Annotated in this window: 17 protein-coding genes; 8 read left to right on the plus strand and 9 right to left on the minus strand. The window is 71.8% G+C overall.

All coding sequences use genetic code 11. The features are described from left to right. Positions 1-30: 30 nt before the first annotated feature. A complete protein-coding gene (locus AB0M29_RS14410; protein WP_365382569.1) occupies positions 31-1,269 on the minus strand; it encodes a bifunctional NAD(P)H-dependent oxidoreductase/GNAT family N-acetyltransferase in 1,239 nt (412 codons plus the stop codon). 30 nt (positions 1,270-1,299) lie between these two features. On the opposite strand from AB0M29_RS14410, the gene AB0M29_RS14415 reads away from it, so the two are divergent. Then, positions 1,300-1,782, plus strand: a complete 483-nt coding sequence (locus AB0M29_RS14415) for a MarR family winged helix-turn-helix transcriptional regulator (RefSeq protein WP_365382570.1) — start codon at positions 1,300-1,302, stop codon at positions 1,780-1,782. Here the strand turns inward: AB0M29_RS14415 and AB0M29_RS14420 are convergent. After that, entirely contained in the window at positions 1,769-2,626 is an 858-nt protein-coding gene (locus AB0M29_RS14420; protein ID WP_365382571.1) for a helix-turn-helix transcriptional regulator, read from the minus strand. The genes AB0M29_RS14415 and AB0M29_RS14420 overlap by 14 nt on opposite strands. 220 nt (positions 2,627-2,846) lie before the next feature. On the opposite strand from AB0M29_RS14420, the gene AB0M29_RS14425 reads away from it, so the two are divergent. Together AB0M29_RS14425 and AB0M29_RS14430 are read left to right on the plus strand one after the other, a co-directional pair. After that, a complete protein-coding gene (locus tag AB0M29_RS14425) occupies positions 2,847-3,776 on the plus strand; it encodes an SDR family oxidoreductase (protein WP_365382572.1) in 930 nt (309 codons plus the stop codon). A gap of 149 nt (positions 3,777-3,925) precedes the next feature. Continuing rightward, on the plus strand, positions 3,926-4,669 hold the full coding sequence (locus AB0M29_RS14430) for a VOC family protein (RefSeq protein ID WP_365382573.1): 744 nt from the start codon (positions 3,926-3,928) through the stop codon (positions 4,667-4,669). An 18-nt stretch (positions 4,670-4,687) separates the two neighbouring features. Here AB0M29_RS14430 and AB0M29_RS14435 read toward each other — a convergent pair whose 3' ends face one another. Beyond that, positions 4,688-5,281, minus strand: coding sequence for an NAD(P)H-dependent oxidoreductase (locus AB0M29_RS14435; protein WP_365382574.1), 594 nt, complete (start codon positions 5,279-5,281; stop codon positions 4,688-4,690). Between the two features lie 141 nt (positions 5,282-5,422). Between AB0M29_RS14435 and AB0M29_RS14440 the strand changes: the two genes are divergently transcribed. The 3 genes from AB0M29_RS14440 to AB0M29_RS14450 all read left to right on the plus strand — a co-directional run bounded on the left by AB0M29_RS14440 (position 5,423) and on the right by AB0M29_RS14450 (position 7,895). After that, positions 5,423-6,262, plus strand: coding sequence for a helix-turn-helix transcriptional regulator (locus tag AB0M29_RS14440; RefSeq protein ID WP_365382575.1), 840 nt, complete (start codon positions 5,423-5,425; stop codon positions 6,260-6,262). Positions 6,263-6,312: 50 nt separating this feature from the next. Further along, positions 6,313-7,245 carry an oxidoreductase gene (locus AB0M29_RS14445; RefSeq protein ID WP_365382576.1) on the plus strand — a complete coding sequence of 311 codons (933 nt, stop codon included), beginning with the start codon at positions 6,313-6,315 and terminating at the stop codon, positions 7,243-7,245. Positions 7,246-7,358: 113 nt separating this feature from the next. Continuing rightward, positions 7,359-7,895 (plus strand): pyridoxamine 5'-phosphate oxidase family protein, encoded by a 537-nt coding sequence (locus AB0M29_RS14450; RefSeq protein ID WP_365382577.1) that lies wholly within the window; start codon positions 7,359-7,361, stop codon positions 7,893-7,895. 92 nt (positions 7,896-7,987) lie between these two features. Here the strand turns inward: AB0M29_RS14450 and AB0M29_RS14455 are convergent, their stop codons facing one another. Then, positions 7,988-9,019, minus strand: a complete 1,032-nt coding sequence (locus AB0M29_RS14455; RefSeq protein WP_365382578.1) for a medium chain dehydrogenase/reductase family protein — start codon at positions 9,017-9,019, stop codon at positions 7,988-7,990. Positions 9,020-9,171: 152 nt separating this feature from the next. On the opposite strand from AB0M29_RS14455, the gene AB0M29_RS14460 reads away from it, so the two are divergent. Both AB0M29_RS14460 and AB0M29_RS14465 read left to right on the plus strand, forming a co-directional pair. Then, positions 9,172-9,879 (plus strand): TetR/AcrR family transcriptional regulator, encoded by a 708-nt coding sequence (locus AB0M29_RS14460; protein WP_365382579.1) that lies wholly within the window; start codon positions 9,172-9,174, stop codon positions 9,877-9,879. 16 nt (positions 9,880-9,895) lie between these two features. Beyond that, complete coding sequence (locus AB0M29_RS14465) at positions 9,896-10,939, plus strand: S66 peptidase family protein (protein WP_365382580.1); 1,044 nt, start codon at positions 9,896-9,898, stop codon at positions 10,937-10,939. Positions 10,940-10,998: 59 nt separating this feature from the next. Here the strand turns inward: AB0M29_RS14465 and AB0M29_RS14470 are convergent, their stop codons facing one another. From AB0M29_RS14470 to AB0M29_RS14490, 5 genes are read right to left on the minus strand one after another with little or no spacing between them, the layout of a single operon-like run. Continuing rightward, the gene (locus tag AB0M29_RS14470) at positions 10,999-11,934 is read right to left on the minus strand and encodes a TauD/TfdA family dioxygenase (protein WP_365382581.1); all 936 of its coding nucleotides are present in this window, start codon (positions 11,932-11,934) and stop codon (positions 10,999-11,001) included. 50 nt (positions 11,935-11,984) lie between these two features. Further along, complete coding sequence (locus AB0M29_RS14475) at positions 11,985-13,334, minus strand: LLM class flavin-dependent oxidoreductase (protein ID WP_365382582.1); 1,350 nt, start codon at positions 13,332-13,334, stop codon at positions 11,985-11,987. Beyond that, complete coding sequence (locus tag AB0M29_RS14480; RefSeq protein ID WP_365382583.1) at positions 13,331-14,182, minus strand: ABC transporter ATP-binding protein; 852 nt, start codon at positions 14,180-14,182, stop codon at positions 13,331-13,333. The genes AB0M29_RS14475 and AB0M29_RS14480 overlap by 4 nt, the downstream gene beginning before the upstream one ends. Beyond that, a complete protein-coding gene (locus AB0M29_RS14485; RefSeq protein WP_365382584.1) occupies positions 14,158-15,063 on the minus strand; it encodes an ABC transporter permease in 906 nt (301 codons plus the stop codon). Before AB0M29_RS14485 ends, AB0M29_RS14480 begins: the two co-directional genes overlap by 25 nt. Further along, a complete protein-coding gene (locus tag AB0M29_RS14490; RefSeq protein WP_365382585.1) occupies positions 15,060-16,127 on the minus strand; it encodes an ABC transporter substrate-binding protein in 1,068 nt (355 codons plus the stop codon). Before AB0M29_RS14490 ends, AB0M29_RS14485 begins: the two co-directional genes overlap by 4 nt. Positions 16,128-16,662: the final 535 nt, after the last annotated feature.

Raw genomic sequence — 16,662 nt, forward strand, 5'->3', positions numbered from 1 at the left:
CGGCGCCTCCCGGGACTCTCCGACAGGCCGTCAGCCGCAGTGCGCCGGGACGGTTTTTCCGGCCTTCTCGACATCCTTCTCGGCATCCTCCGCTTTCTCGGTGTCCGCCGCTTCCCCGGCGGACGGCGCCGACGCGGTGGGCAGGAGCGGCGCCGGGCTCGCGGTCCGCTTGACGAGGCGGATGGCGCCGTCCTCCCCCGCCGACGGCTCCCGCCGGTATCCCTCGCTCTCGTAGAGGGCGAGGTTCCCGTGGCTCTCGGCGCCCGTGAACAGCACGACGCGGTCGCAGTCCCGATCCGCGGCGGACTCCGCGAGCCGCAGCAGCCAGCGGCCCACGCCCTGGCCGCGCAGGTCGGGCGCCACACCCAGGCGGCCCACATGCCACTCGGCGCCGACGCGGCGCGTCCGCACCAGGCCCAGCAGCCGGCCGTCGCGCCAGAGCCCGGTGGCACGCCACCGCGTCAGCCAGCCGCGTACCTCCTGCGGCGACTCGCGCAGCGCGGGAAGAGCGAGGGTGTCATTGGCGAGGGCCTCGTCGACCCAGCAGCAGCGCTGCAGGACGGTGACCTCGGCCGCGTCGTCGGGGCCGAGCGGCCGTACGTACGATCCTGGCAGCGGGCCGGGCCGCGCTCCGGGCCGGGCCGCCTCGCGCATCGGCCGCAGGGCCCGGGAGACCCGGACCAGCTCGTCCAGGACGCCGACGGCCGCCGCGTCGAGAGCGGCGTCCGGGCGCACCCTTCCCTGCTCCGTGGCGTCGTTGATCCGCATCGCGACGGTGGCGCCCAGCGGCACCAGCCGCAGGGTGGTCACCACCTGCTTGGCGTGCTGCACCGAGCGCGTACCGGCCGAGGTGTGGCCGTAGCTGACGAAGCCGACCGGCTTCCACGCCCACTCGGCGCTCAGGTAGTCGAGCGCGTTCTTCAGGGTCGCGGGCATCCCGTAGTTGTACTCGGGCGTCACCACGATGAAGCCGTCCGCGGCGTCCACGATGCCGCTCCAGCGCCGGGTGTGCTCGCGGCCGTAGTGCCCGGTGGACGGGTGCTCCTCCTCGTCCAGGAAGGGAAGGTCGAGGTCGGCGAGCGCGAGCGGTACGAGGTCGGCGCCCAGCTCCGCCGCGCGGGGCGCGAGTGCCGCGGTCAGCCATCGCGCGACCTCGGGGCCGAGCGCGCCGGGGCGCGTGCTGCACACCAGGACGAGGATCCGCAGCGCACGCGAGGCCGTGGATGACGGCGGGGCCGAGGTCGAGGTCTCCGCAGATTTCATTGACATGGAAACGAAAGTAACCGCTAGATTGGTTCCATGTCAACGAAATCGTCGTCCACCGCCCCGCGGTGGCTGAACCCTGACGAGGAGCGCGCCTGGCGCGCCTTCCGCGCCATGGTGATCGCCGTGCAGACGGAAACGGCCCGCGACCTGGCCGCCGTCGGCCTCTCGGAGCCCGACTACGAGGTGCTGAGCACGCTCTCGGAGCGCCCGGACCACACGAGCACGCTGCACGAGCAGGCCGCCAAGATGGGCTGGTCGCGCAGTCGGCTGTCCCGCCACGCCACCCGCATGGAAGCGCGCGGCCTGGTACGCCGGGCCCCCGACCCCGCCGACGGCCGCGGCTGTCTGCTGATCCTCACCGACGACGGTCTTGCCACCCTCACCGAAGCCGCCCCGGCCCATCTCGCCTCGGTACGGCGCCACTTCGTCGACCGGCTGACGGCCGGGGATCTGGCGGCACTGGAGGTCATCGCCAGGAAGGTGAACGGCCCGGACGGGCTCGTCACAGATGAGTGAGGTCAGGAAGCACCTGCCGCCCGATCACGGACAGCAGCCGCAGTTTCTCGTAGCTCTCGGTACCCGGGACGGCGGTGTAGACGACCAGGCGGTGCGACTGGTCCGGGTCGAGCAGCATCTGGCAGTGCAGCTCCAGCAGGCCGACCTCGGGATGGACGAAGCGTTTGACGTGACGGGGGTGGAACCCGACTTCGTGCGCGTCCCACAGGCCGCGGAACTCGGCACTGCGCGCGAGGAGCAGCTCGGCACAGTGGGCGGCCCGGGAGTCGGGGCCCCGTAGCGTGACGATCTCCCGCAGGCCGGATGCGAACATCCGCGAGAGGAACGCGTGGTCGGCGGGGGCGTACAGCTCCCGGGTGGCGGGGTCGGTGAACCAGCGGTAGCCGATACTGCGCGCCGGGCCGGAGTAGCGGGTGGTGTCCCCGGTGAGCGCGACGCCGAGCGGGCTCTGGCGCAGCGTCTCCCCGAGCTCGGTGGCGATCTCCGCCGGAGTGTCGCTCAGGCGGTCGAGGATGCGCAGCAGGCCGGGGCTGATGTGCTCGCCGTCCGCTCCCCGCTTGGGCGGGTTGTGTCCGGCGAGGCAGAACAGGTGGTCGCGCTCGCTCAGGGACAGGTGCAGCCCCTGGGCGATCGAGGCGATCATCTGCTCGGACGGCTGAGGGCCGCGCTCACGCTCGAGTCGCGCGTAGTAGTCGGTCGACATGTGGCAGAGCACGGCGACCTCCTCGCGGCGCAACCCACTGGTCCTGCGGCGTTGCCCGCGCGGCAGCCCGACGTCCTCGGGCTGCAGCAGCTCCCTGCGGCGCCGGAGGAATGCCGCCAGCCCGGACCGGTCGATCTCCATGCGTCTCCTCCTACGGTGCTCCTCCCTTTCTAACTCCCGCACGCGCGGGTATCCACGGATCGCCGATCCCCCCTTCTTCGGGCGGCCGGTGGTGCCGCGGGACGGCGGGCGGGGGGCCCCGTCGCAGGCACGCCCTTCCTATCAGCGGATCGGTAGTCCCTGAACGGGCCCGGCCGATTCGGCCACCGTGGGGTCGACGCCACCACGAGGGAGTGAACTCATGCCACGCACCACCATCGACATCGCCCTTCCCGACCTGTCCGGCAAACGTGCCGTCGTCACCGGAGCCAGCGACGGCATAGGACTGGGCATCGCGACGCGGCTGGCGGCCGCCGGCGCGGAAGTCCTGATGCCGGTCCGCAATCCGCGCAAGGGCGAGTCGGCGCTCGCCGGCATCCGCCGGGAGGTGCCCGACGCGAAGGTGTCGCTACGCCCGCTCGATCTGGGCTCCCTCGCCTCCGTCGCGGCGCTGAGCACGGCGCTGCTGGACGAGGGCCGGCCGATCCACCTCCTGGTCAACAACGCGGGGGTGATGACCCCACCCGACCGGCAGACGACCGCCGACGGCTTCGAGCTGCAGTTCGGCACCAACCATCTCGGCCACTTCGCCCTGGTCACCCGGCTGCTGCCGCTGCTGCGCGCAGGCCGCGCACGCGTGACCTCGCAGATCAGCATCGCGGCGAACCGCAACGCCATCAACTGGGACGATGTGAACTGGCAGCGGTCGTACGACGGCATGCGAGCGTACAGCCAGTCGAAGATCGCGTTCGGGCTCTTCGGCCTCGAACTCGACCGGCGCAGCGAAGCGGGCGGCTGGGGCATCACGAGCAACCTGTGCCATCCGGGAATCGCGCCCACGAGCCTGCTCGCCGCCCGCCCCGAGATCGGACGCGGGCAGGACACCATGGGCGTGCGCTGGATCCGGGCCCTGTCCGCGCGCGGCATCCTGGTGGGCACGGTGCGGACCGCGCAGCTTCCCGCCCTCTACGCGGCCACCTCCCCCGAGGCCAGGCGGGGCGGCTTGTACGGACCCAGCGGACCGGGGCATCTGGGCGGGCCGCCCGCGGAGCAGAAGCTGTACGGCCGCTTGCGCAGCCCCGAGGACGCCAGGCGCATCTGGCAGGTCTCCGAAGAACTGACCGGTGGCTGATGCCGGGCGTCGCCCTCATCGAGCCGGAGCACCAGCGCCTGGGCTGGGGCCCGTCCGCCGAACAGGCCCCAGACGGAGGCCAAGGCTGCTCGGTTGCGGGACGAAAACGCGTTGCACGGGCGGGGAGCGGGCACCTAGCGTCCCGTCGGGTGACCTCTCATCTCCATGCGCTCTGCTTCGACGCGAACGCCCCCCAGTCCCTCGCGCGGTTCTGGGGCGGTCTCCTGGACTGGAAGACCGCCGACGACCCCCGGGACGGCATCGCGCTGGTGCCGAACGACGACACCGGGTTCCAGCTGCGGTTCTTCCCGTCCCAGGAGCCGAAGTGGGGCCCGAACCAGATCCACTTCGACCTGACGAGCAGCGATCTGGACGACCAGCGGCGGACCGTGTCCAGGGCCCTGGAGCTCGGCGCCCGGCACATCGACGTCGGTCAACTGCCCGAAGAGGACCATGTGGTGCTCGCGGACCCGGAGGGCAACGAGTTCTGCGTCATCGGGCCCGGCAACCGATTCCTCGCCGAGTGCGGATTCCTCGGCGCCCTGTCCTCCGACGGCTCGCAGGCGGTCGGGTACTTCTGGAACCGCGCGCTGGGCTGGCCGCTGGTCTGGGACCAGGACGAGGAGACCGCGATCCGCTCCCCGCACGGCGGCCCGAAGGTCACCTGGGGCGGCCCCCCGCTGAATCCGAAGCACGGCAGGAACCGGCTGTACTTCGAGCTCTCGGCGGACGGCGACGGCGGTCGGCACGCCCCGCGCAGGGGTCAGCAGGCGGAGGTCGACCGGCTGGTCTCGCTCGGCGCGACCGTGCTCGACGTCCCCCAGGGCGAGGCGGGTTGGGTGGTGCTGGCCGACCCGGACGGCAACGAGTTCTGCGTGTCGGCCCCGCGCTGAGGGCTGTTCGCGGCCGGGTCAGGACGGGTACGGGGTCGCGTCGCGCGCCGCACTCAGGACCCCTGCCCACCAGGCGAGTTGGTCCAGCAGCGTCTTGGCGTACCCGGCCGCTTCGGAATCGAGTGGCCGGCCGTCCTGCCAGGCCGTGAAGTAGTTCGGGAAGGCGAGCCCATCGCGGATGGTGACCGCGTGCAGTTCGGTGAGGACGTTCTCCAGGTGCAGGACGGCGTGCCTGCCGCCCGCGGCGCCGCCGTAGCTGACGAACCCGACGGGCTTGGCCGTCCACTGGGTGAAGTGCCAGTCGATGGCGGCCTTCAGGGACGCGGGGTAGCTGTGGTTGTACTCCGGTGTGACCAGGAGGAACGCGTCGGCGCTTTCGAGGGCGGCGGTCAGCGGCGCCATGCCGTCGGGGCGCGGGTAGCTGTCACCCGCGTACTTGGGTGGCGCCGCGGGCAGCGCCAACGGCACCTCCACGTCGGCGAGATCGACCACCTCGATCTCGAACCCGCCGTGCGCGCGGGCCTGTTCGGCGATCCAGGAGGCGACGACGGGTCCGAACCGCCCCTCCCTGACGCTGCCGATGACGATGGCCAGCTTCTGCTTCCCGCTCATGTGCTCCACCTTCGGTCTTCTGGTTGGTGCACTCCACGATCCGGGCCGCCGCCACCCGTAACCAGACCGGCCGCAGGCTGGCCCCCGCAGGGCCACCCTGCCGCGATCCCGGGCGCGTGCGCCGCTCCTAGACTCGGGAGCGTGAGCACACCGCTGGGAGACTTCGTCCGCGCCAAACGCGACAGCATCGAACCGGCCGCGTTCGGGCTGCCGGAGCGCGGTCGCCGCCGCTCGCCGGGGCTGCGCCGCTCGGACCTGGCGGCACGGGCCGGTATCAGCGTGGAGTACCTGACGCGTATCGAGCAGGGGCGCGACCGCAACCCCTCACCGGCGGTGGTGAACGCCCTCGCGGACGGGCTCAGCCTCGACGCCGCGGAGCGCGAGCACCTGCGCTACCTCGTCAAGATCACCGGTGGGACATGCGCCGGACAGCAGCAGCCGGCGCCGCCCGACCGCGAGGTCCGGCCCACCGTGCGGGAGACGCTCCGGCTGCTCGAACCCGCGGCGGCGTACGTCACCAACCGCCTCGGAGACGTACTCGCCCACACCGCCGCCTTCGAGCAGCTGATGCTGCCGACCGGGCTGTTCGACTCCGACGCACCCAACCTGACCCGCTTTGTCTTCACCGACCCGCGCGCCCGTACGGTCTTCCCCGACTGGGACCAGGTCGCCGACGAGCACGCCTTCGACCTCTGGCTCGGGCCGTCCGCCGCGGCCGCCCACTGGTTCACGGCCCAGCTCGCCCCCGTGGCGGGCCCTGACTTCACCCGGCGGCTCAACCACCACCTGCTCCCGCCCCAGGTCCCCCTCCGCCTCGCCCACCTCACCGCCCGCGAACTGCGCCTCCAGCGCGAGCGGCTGGAACTGCCCCGCACCGACGGCCAGCAACTGGTGGTCCTGCTCCCCGCGGACGACACCACCGCCGAGACCCTCGGCCACCTCCTGCACCCCGCTCCCGTCCCCCTGCGCGCCATCAGCTGACGCGCACCTGGACAATGGGGCGGCACTCGGCGTCTGGGGAAGTGGGAATCGTGGGTTCTGGGGCGGTCGTCGCGGCGGGCTCGGCGGGTACGTGGACGTTGGGCGACCGGGAGGTCAATCGGCTGGGGTTCGGGGCGATGCGGCTGACGGGGAACGGGATGCGGGGGAACTCGGCGGAGGAGGCGGGTGGGCGGGAGCGGGCGATCAGGGTGCTCCGGCAGGCGGTGGAGCTGGGGGTGAACCACATCGACACCGCCGCGTTCTACTTCTCCGCCACGCGGTCGGCCAACGAGCTGATCGGGCGGGCGCTGGCCCCGTACCCCGATGACCTGGTCATCGTCACCAAGGTGGGGCCGGGGCGCGGGCCGTCGGGCGAGTGGCTGGACCCGGCGACGCCGGAGGAGCTACGGGGGCAGGTCGAGGAGAATCTGCGGCAGCTGGGCCGCGACCACCTCGATGTGGTCAATCTGCGCCGGATGGGGCAGGAGTCGATCGCCGAACACTTCGGTGCGCTGGCCGAGTTGCGGGAGGCCGGGCTGATCCGGCATCTGGGCCTGTCCAGCGTCGGACCCGAGCATCTCGCGGAGGCTCAGGCCATCGCGCCGGTGGTCTGCGTGCAGAACTGGTACGGCCTCGACCGCCGGCTCGCGGACGACAACGGGCTGCTGGACGCGTGCGGCGAGCAGGGCATCGCGTTCGTGCCGTTCTTCGCGATCGCCGGGGAGCGGCGGGAGGCGGGGGCGGACGACGCTCCCGACGCCGCGTCCGCGGTCGACGACGAGGTGCGGGCCGTCGCGCGGGCGCACGGCGCCACACCCGCGCAGGTCAGGCTGGCGTGGACGCTGCACCGCGGGCCGCATGTGCTGGCCATCCCGGGCACGGGCAATCCCGACCACCTGGCCGAGAACGTCGCCGCCGGGGCGCTGCGACTCTCCCCCGACGAGTGGAACCGGCTCAACGCACTCGGCCGCGCGGCGGCCTGAACCGGACGACGCGCGGGAACAGTGCGCGCGGGGCGATGAGTTCCGTGCGCGCGGCCGGTCGTTACCAGAGGAGGAAGAAGAGTTTCTCCCTGCCGACGGAAGGACGACCCGCCATGGGACCCACGACCGAGCTCGACGCCCGCTACAGCTCCGCGACCAACCCCCGGCCCGGCGCCGGGGAGGTGACCGCCACCGAGTGGGCCGAGGCCCAGCGGCGGCTGGAGGCGGCGGAGATCTTCTGGGTGTCGACGGTACGGGCCGACGGCCGGCTGCACGTCACCCCGGTGATCGCCGCCTGGCACGACGGGGTGCTGTACTTCTCGACCGGCCCCGACGAGCAGAAGGCGCGCAACCTCGCCCATGACGCGCACTGCGCCCTGACCACCGGCGGGAACTCGCTCACCGAGGGACTCGACGTCGTGGTGGAGGGCACGGCCAGGCAGGTGACCGATGCGGCGCTGCTGGAGGACGTGATCGCGGCGTACGAGGCGAAGTACGGGGCGCACATCACCTCGCCCGAAGGCACGTTCCACGGCATCGGGGACGGCTTCCGCAAGGGCGCCGTGCTGGTCTTCGCGGTCGTCCCGGCCACGGCGTACGGCTTCGGCCGGGACGAGGGGGTGTACTCCCACACGCGCTGGTCCTTCTGAGGCGCGGGGCCGCCCGGCCGCGGGAACGCGAGGTCCGGCCGCGGGGACGCCCGGCCCGGACTCGGCGACGCGGGTCACGGTCACGGTCCCGGTCACGGTGTCAGGACCACCTTGCCGGCGACGGTGCCCGACTCGGCCAGGCGCAGTGCTTCAGCGGCCTGGTCGAGCGGTATCCGGGCGGCGATCTGCGCGGTGACGTCACCCCTCTGCAGGGCGGCGAAGACCTCGGTGAGGTCGGTGCGCAGCCGGGCGCGGAAGCTGTTCCTGGCCAGCGCCCGGCCCGCCCAGACGTTGAAGAAGTAGGCGTGGCGGCGGTTGGGCAGCGTGTTCCACAGCCAGACCCGGCCGAGCAGCTTGAGTACAGGCGCCTGCTTGGACCCGGTGTCGTCGCGGGTCGAGGCGCTGCCGTACGAGACGAGGGTGCCGCCGGGCGCGAGGAGCTGCCAGGAGTCGACGATGCCGGGGCCGCCGACGTGGTCGAAGACGGCGTCCACACCACCGGGGGCGAGGTCGCGGATGCGTGCGGCCACGTCGCCCGCGCGGTAGTCGACGGGAACGACGCCGCGGGCCCGCAGGGCGTCGTGGTGGCGTGCGGAGGCGGTGCCGATCACCGTGGCGCCCGCGGCCTGGGCGAGCTGGACCAGGACGGAGCCGACGCCGCCGTTGGCGCCGTGCACCACGACGGTCTGCCCGGCGCGGACGCGCGCCTTGCGGTGCAGCATCTGCCAGGCGGTGATGCCGTTGACGACGAGGGTCTCCGCCTCTGCGGCCCCGATCGCCTCGGGCACCGGCACCAGGTCGGCCGCGTCGACGCACACATGACTCGCCCAGCCGCCGACCTTGATCAGCGCGGCCACCCGGGTGCCGATCAGGCCCGCGTCGACGCCCTCGCCGACCGCGATCACGGTGCCGACCAGGTCGTAGCCGGGCACGAACGGGAACGGCGGCTGGTCGTAGTACCGGCCGCGGCGCATCTGCTGCTCGGCGAAGGACACCCCGGTCGCCTCCATCCGGATCACGGCCTGGCCCTTGCCCGCGGTGGGGACGGCGCCGTGCCGGATCTGCAGCCCCTCCGGCTCGACCTTGCCCGGCAGTACGACCTCGACGAGTGCTTCGGCGTTCATGGTGTCCTCCACGGTCTTCGCTGTTCGTTACGCGTTTTCGCGTTCGCTAGAAGTTCTAACACGCTGGGCGAGCGAACGTCAATAACGTTCGTGATAGCCTCTAACTAGCGCGTGCATCCAGAGGCGCGGGGAGACCGAGAGGTGGCAGGCCAGTGGTGGACCAGGACCCGAAGACGCCGCGCGAGCGCTACCGCGCCCAGGTGCGCGAGGAGATCAAGGAACACGCGTGGGAGCAGATCGCCACCGCGGGGGCGACCGCGCTCTCGCTCAACGCGATCGCCAAGCAGATGGGCCTGAGCGGACCGGCGCTCTACCGGTACTTCGCCGGTCGCGACGAGCTGATCACCGAACTCATCCGGGACGCGTACCGCAGCCTCGCCGACACCTTCCGCGCGACGACCGCCGCCTCCGGGACCGCCTCCCCCGACCTCACCGCGCTGGCGCACGCCCTGCGCGACTGGGCCCTGGCCGACCCCCACCGCTACTTCCTCATCTACGGCACACCCATCCCCGGCTACCACGCGCCCGACGACACCACCGCCATCGCCGCGGAGATCATGGCGACCCTCCTCGACGCGTGCGCCGCGCTGCCGGACTACGCTCCCCCGGTGCCGTTCGACGCCCACCTCGCCGAGCACCGGCAGTGGGCGGGCGACCATCCCGCGCCGCCCGCGGTCCTGCACCGCGCCCTGACCGTATGGACGCGGCTGCACGGCCTGCTGTCGCTGGAGGCCGCGGGCCAGTTCACCGGCATGGGGTTCGACCCGGCACGGTTCTACGAGGCCGAGCTCCACGACCTGCTGCGCGGCGGCCCGGTCGGCGCGGCGGACGGAAAACCCCGTTCGGCCGCGGCGGGTTGACGCTTACGATCACTCGATGACGACGCCCGCGTACCCCGCCAAGCCGCGCCCCGGAGACCGGGTCGCGATCCTCTCCCCCTCGTCGGGCCTGCCCGGCCTGCTCCCGCTGCCGTACGAGCTGGGGCTGCGCAGGCTGCGGGAGGACTTCGGCCTCGAACCGGTGGAGTACCCGACGACGCGGCGGATGGGCGCGACCGCGCGGGCCCGCGCCGCCGACATCCACGCGGCGTTCGCCGATCCCGGCATCAAGGCCGTCATCGCCAGCATCGGCGGGGACGACCAGATCACCGTGCTGCCGCACCTCGACCGTGATCTGCTGCGCGCCCACCCGAAGCCGTTCTTCGGGTACAGCGACAACACCAACCTGCTGGTGCTGCTGCGGAATCTGGGCGTCGTCGGCTACCACGGCGGTTCCGTGATGGTCGAACTCGGGCGGCCGGGCGCGCTGCACCCGCTGACCGCGGAGTCCCTGCGGGCGGCCCTGTTCACCTCGGGTGCGTACGAGTTGACGCCCGCCAAGGCGTCGGGGGACGTCAACCGTCCCTGGCAGGACCCGCGGACGTTCGAGACGGAACCGGAGCTGGAACCCGCCGACGGATGGACCTGGCACCAGGCCGACACGGTGGTCGAGGGCGCCAGTTGGGGCGGGAACCTGGAGATCCTGTCCTGGCTGCTGATGGCCGACCGCGAGGTACGGCAGGCCGACACGTACAGCGGCGGTGTCCTGTTCCTGGAGACCTCCGAGGAGATGCCGGGGGCCGAGGAGGTCTACCGCATCCTGCGGAACATGGGCGAACGCGGACTCCTGCGGCAGTTCCCCGCGCTGCTCATGGGACGGGCGAAGAGCTGGTCCTTCGAGCGGCCGTTGAGCCGTGCGGACCGGGCCGACCACCGGCGGCAGCAGCGCGAGGCCGTCCTGCGGGCGCTGGGCGAGTACGCCCCCGGCACGATGGTCGTCTTCGACGTCGACCTGGGGCACACCGACCCGCAGCTGGTCATCCCGTACGGAGGCCGGATCCGGGTCGACGGCCCGGCACGCCGTATCACCGTCATGTACTGAACCCCTCGGGGCGTCCGGTCCCGCGCGCGGTGCGGGCGGGACCGGACTGGAGCCGGGCCCTAGGCGGCGACCGAGGTGTAGTGCGAGGCGTCGCCCGCGAGGGCGCGGCTGCGGGCGCCGTCGACGCCGACCGGGATGTCACCGGCGACGGTGACGCGGTTGAGGCGGCGCGGCTGGTCGTCGTAGTTGTCGATGGCGTAGTGCTGGGTGATGCGGTTGTCGAAGAGCACGAGCTGGTTCGGCGACCAGCGCCACCGCAGGACGTTCTCCGGACGGGTGACGTAACTCTCCAGCAGGTCCAGGATCTTGCGGGACTCCGCGATCGACAGACCGACGATCCGCTGGGCGAACCCGCCGATGAACAAACCGCGTTCGCCGGTCAGCGGGTGCACGCGGACCACCGGGTGCGCGGTGCGGAACGTGATGGAGGTGAACTGCGCGCGCTGCGCGGCCTTTTCGGCGTCGACGCTCTCCTCCGGCACCGCGTAGTCGTAGTCGTTGGTGTGCTCGGCCCACAGGGTGTCGGCGAACTTCCGCAGCGGTTCGGGCAGATCGCGGTAGGCCGCGGCGGAGTTCGCGATCAGCGTCTCGCCGCCGTAGGGCGGGATGACGATGCTGCGCAGGGTGCTGGCCTGCGGCGGGTTGACGACGAAGGTGACATCGGTGTGCCAGTGGTTGGCCCGGCCGCGCTCGCTGTCGACGGGCAGCACGTTCGGGGCGCCCTCGACGGCCGGGACCGTCGGGTGCGCCGTGGTCAGCTCGCCGAAGTGCCGGGCGAAGCGCTGCTGGCCCTCGTCGTCGAGGTCGACGTCGTCGAACACCAGCGCCTTGTGCGTGTTGAGCGCCGCACGCAGCGCGGCGACGGTGTCCGGGGCGAGATCCCCGCTGATGTCGACGCCCGCCACCTGTGCCCCGATCCGCGCGGTGACCTTGCGGATCTCCAGTCCGGCCGCGCTGCCGATGGTCCCGGGCTTCGTCTCGGTGGTCACGGTCATCTCAAGTTCCCTTCGTAGGTGTGTGGTTCGGGTGCGGTTGTGAGCCCGCGTCAGCGCGCGGCGAGGGCTGCGGCCGGAGCGGCGGCGTACTGGTTGGCCGGGCGCGGCAGCCCGTAGCGCTCGCGCAGGGTCTGCCCGGGGACGTACTCGCGGCGCAGCAGGCCGCGGTCGCGCAGGATCGGCACGACGTGGTCGACGAACAGGTCGAGGCCGGAGGGCAGTACGGGGGGCATGATGTTGAAGCCGTCGGCCGCGCCCGTCTGGAACCAGTTCTCGATGGTGTCGGCCACCTGCTCGGGAGTGCCGCTGAAGGTGCGGTGGCCGCGTCCTCCGCCGAGCCTGGCGATCAGTTCGCGGACGGTGAGGTCCTCGCGGCGGGCCAGTTCCACCACTAGCGTGTAGCGGCTCTTCGCACCCTCGATGGCGCTCTCCGGCGGCAGATCGAGCGGCAGTCGGGAGTCCAACTCCAGTACGCCCGCAGGCACGTTGAGCACCTGTTCGAGCTGGTACAGCCCGTGCTCGTGGACGATGTGCTCCTCGAGTTCGGCCTCCCGGCGCCGGGCCTCGGCCTCGGTGTCGCCGATGACCGGGACGATCCCCGGCAGGATCTTGATGCCCTCCGGATCGCGCCCGGCCGCGCGGGTACGGGCCTTGAGGTCGGCGTAGAACTCCTGCGCGTCGCCGAGGGTCTGCTGCGCGGTGAACACCGCCTCCGCGTACCGCGCCGCGAATTCCTTGCCGTCCTCCGACGAGCCGGCCTGGACCAGCAGCGGATAACCCTGCGGGGAGCGCGGCACGTTCAGCGCGCCGTCCACGCTGAAGTAGCGGCCGCGGTGCCGGGGCGGATGGAGCTTCGCGGTGTCGCCCCACACCCCCGACGCCTTGTCCCCGACGATGAGGTCGTCCTCCCAGCTGTCCCACAGCTTGAGGGCCACGTCCAGGAACTCGGCGGCCCGTTCGTAGCGGGTGGCGTGCGCGGGCTCCTCGTCCAGGCCGAAGTTCCGCGCGGCCTGCGCGCCCGCGGTGGTGACGATGTTCCAGCCCGCCCGGCCGGCGCTGACATGGTCGAGCGAGGCGAACGTACGGGCCAGGTTGTACGGGAGGTTGTACGAGGTGGACGCGGTCGCGATCAGGCCGATGTGCTCGGTCGCACCGGCCAGCGCGGTCAGCAGGGTGAGCGGCTCCAGCGTCCCCGAGGGGCGCTGGCCCACGCTGTGGAACAGCACGGGTCCGTCGGCGAGGAACAGCGAGTCGAAGGTGCCGCGTTCGGCCGTACGGGCGAGGTGGCGGTAGTGGCCGACGTCGACGCTCGCGAACGGGTCGCTCTCCGGCAGCCGCCAGGACGCCTCGTGGTGGCCGGTGTTCATCAGGAAGGCGTTGAGGTGCAGTTGGCGGGTCATGCGGTGGCTCCTTGCCGGGCTCCGTCGTGTGGGTGGTCGTGGTGGCGGTCTTCCGGGAGGTCTTCGTCGGCGTCCTCGGGGACGGTCCCGTGCGCGGCGGCGTCACCCGGCCGGTCGTGCGAGGACTCGTCGACGCCGAGCGCGGCCAGCAGCCGCTGCCCGTACGCGCCGAGCAGCGGGTCGCGGTAGGACCGCGGGTGGGGGACGTCGATGGTCAGGTCGAGCCCGACGCGGCCGTTGTCGAGGACCAGGACACGGTCGGCGAGCACGATCGCCTCGTCGACGTCGTGCGTGACCAGGAGGACGGAGGGCCGGTGGCGTTCCCACAGCTCGCGCAGCAGGGTGTGCATCCGGATCCGGGTCAGCGCGTCGAGGGCGCCGAACGGCTCGTCCGCCAGCAGGAGTTCGGGCTCCCGCACCAGGGACCTGGCCAGCGCGGCGCGTTGCGCCTCACCGCCGGAGAGCTGGTTCGGCCAGGCGTCCTCGCGGCCCGCGAGTCCGACCTCGGCGAGTGCGGTGCGCCCGCGGTCGAGGGCGTCCTTGCCGCCGGCGCCCAGCAGCACGTTGTCGAGCACCCGGCGCCAGGGAAGCAGCCGGGAGTCCTGGAAGACCACCGACACCCGTTGCGGCGCCCGCAGTTCACCGCTTCCTGCCACCTCGTGGTCGATGCCCGCGATGGCCCGCAGCAGGGTGCTCTTGCCCGATCCGCTGTGGCCGAGCAGCGCCACGAACTGGCCCGCCGGGATGTCCAGGTCGATGCCGTCCAGGACGGTACGGGTGCCGAAGGTGCGGGTCAGCCCGCTGATCCGGACCGCGGGAGAGGTCAGTTGCCCAGTGTGCGTCGCCATGACAGCACCTTCCGTTCGATCAGCCGCACCGCGGTGTCGGAGACCAGGCCGAAGACTCCGTAGATCAGCAGGCCGACGATGATCACGTCGGTCTGCCCGTAGTTCTGGGCCTGGAACATCATGTAGCCGAGTCCGCTGGTCGCGTTGATCTGCTCCAGCACGACCAGCGACAGCCACGAGCCGGTCACTCCGAGACGGAGGCCGACGAAGAACCCGGGCAGCGCGCCGGGGATCACGATCTGGCGGAGGAACTGCCAGCGGCTCAGCCCCAGCACCTCGCCGAGTTCGACGAACCGGTCGTCGATACCGGACAGGGCCGAGTAGAGGTTGAGGTAGATCGGGACGTAGACGACGATCGCGATGATCGCGAACTTGAAGGTCTCGCCGATGCCCAGCCAGAGGATGAACAGCGGGATCAGGCCGAGGGTGGGGATGGCCCGGTTGAGCTGCACGCTGCCGTCGATGAGTGCCTCGCCGACCCGGCTGAGCCCGGCGGCCAGCGCGAGCACCACCCCGGCGGTCAGGCCGATGGCGAAGCCGATCCCCGCGCGGCGCAGCGAGGTCGCCACGTCGGTGGGCAGCGTCCCGGCGGACCACAGGTGGGCGCCGGTGTGTATCACAGTCCAGGGTGCCGGGATGGCCGAGGGGTCCAACTGCCCTGCGGCGGAGGCGATCGCCCAGATGGCCAGGATGAGTGCGGGGCCGATCCAGCGCGAGGCCGGGAGCCGTTTGCCGGGGGCGAGTCTGCGTACCCGCCGGCGGGGTACGGGATCGCCGGGCGAAGGTGCTTCGTGCGGGGCGACGGATACGGGTTCGGCGACGGGATCCGCGGGCGCCGTGATGACGGCGGCCTCGGAGACGGTGTGGGTCACTGGTCTCAACTCCGGTAGGTCGCGGGGACGGCCTTGGCCGCCAGGCCCTCGAAGCGGCGGTCGAAGAGCGAGGCGACCTTGAAGGACTTCACGAAGCCGCCTTCGGCGAGCAGGTCGGCGGTCTCCTGCTCCCAGGCGATGGCCTCGTCCCAACTGGGCGGGAACAGCGGCTTGTTGCTGAGCTTGGTGATGGCCTGGGCCTGCGCGAGGCTGATGTTCTGGGTGTCGACGAAGAACTTCTGGTTCCAGTCGTCGGGGTGCTCGTAGGCCCAGACCAGCCCCTGCGCCCAGCGCGGGATGAACGCGGCGATCGCGGCGGCCTTGTCGGCGTCCGCCAGTACACCGGACGGGGCCCACAGCAGGCTGAGCAGGTCGATGACGTCGGTGGTGAGCGTGCGGGCGCCCTTGGTGCCGTACTTGTCGAGGTACGAGGGGACCTGCTGCAGCGCCAGCGGCGCGATGTCCACCTGCCCGGCCTGCAGCGCGGTCAGGAACTGATTGCTGGTCAGCGGCACCAACTTCACGTCGGAGTACGCCAGTCCGGCCTTCTTCAGCGCCCGCAGCAGCACCACGCCCTGCGCCTGGCCCTGCGAGAAGGCGAGCTTCTTCCCCTTGAACCCGCTGACGTCCTGGATGTCGCTGTGCGGTGCCGTGGCGAAGACATAGGTGGGCTTGCGGGTGATGTTGATCGCCACGATCTTCGCGTCGTAGCCCTGGTAGTGCGCCTGGATCGGCGGGATGCCCGCGTTGTTGGCCAGGTCGAGGGAGTGGGAGCGGAAGGCGTTGATGACGTCGGGACCGGCCCCGATGTTCACCCAGCTGGACACGGTGAACGGCAGCTTGTCCAACCCGGCCAGTTTGAGCTGCAGTTGCTCGACGCCCTGGTACGACGCGATCTTCAGGCTGGTGCCGGTCGGGACGGCGCTGGGCAGCGAGGCGTTCGCCGCCAGGGTGGGACCGGCGGCGGCCTTCCCCGCGCAGGCGCTCAGCCCCGCGGCAGCCGCCGTACCGAGGAGGGAGTTCAGGAACAGCCGCCGGTTGAGACCGGGTGCGGCAGAGGCTGAGCGGGACATCGGAGGGACTCCGTTTCGTTTTCTGGTACGGGAATTCCGCGGAACACGGGAGCAAGGGAACAGGGCGACGCGGACCCGAAACGGGCGCGAGGCCGCGGTATTCGGGCGTGCCGAAATGAACAGGGGGTTTTCAGGGAGGTGAGAGCTACCCGAACCGCCCGGGGAGCCAGGGCGGTTGCCTGCCGGACGGGGTGTGCCACCCGGGACGGGACGTCCGGGAGGTCAGCGCCTCAGCAACAGATGGTGCGTCCGACCCGCATGAGGTCGACGACACGGCACCGGGTGAGCACGAGGCGCCGCGACGGACGCCAGGCGCGGTCGGCGGCCCGGGGGCGGCTGCTCCGCACCCGGTCGACCTGGGGAATTCCCTGCGCTCTGCTCACACGAAAGATGCTCTCGTCGGCCGACCTGGACTGTCAACATTCGGAGTTTCTGAATTAATGCGGGCGTCGCAATAGCCCGGGTACGACACGCGTTCGACACGAAGGACCGCCGCCGGGGCGCGGTTCAGGGCGTCGACGCGTGGAGCCGCGCG

Source organism: Streptomyces sp. NPDC051976, assembly GCF_040680795.1.
In the GTDB taxonomy this organism is placed as follows: domain Bacteria; phylum Actinomycetota; class Actinomycetes; order Streptomycetales; family Streptomycetaceae; genus Actinacidiphila.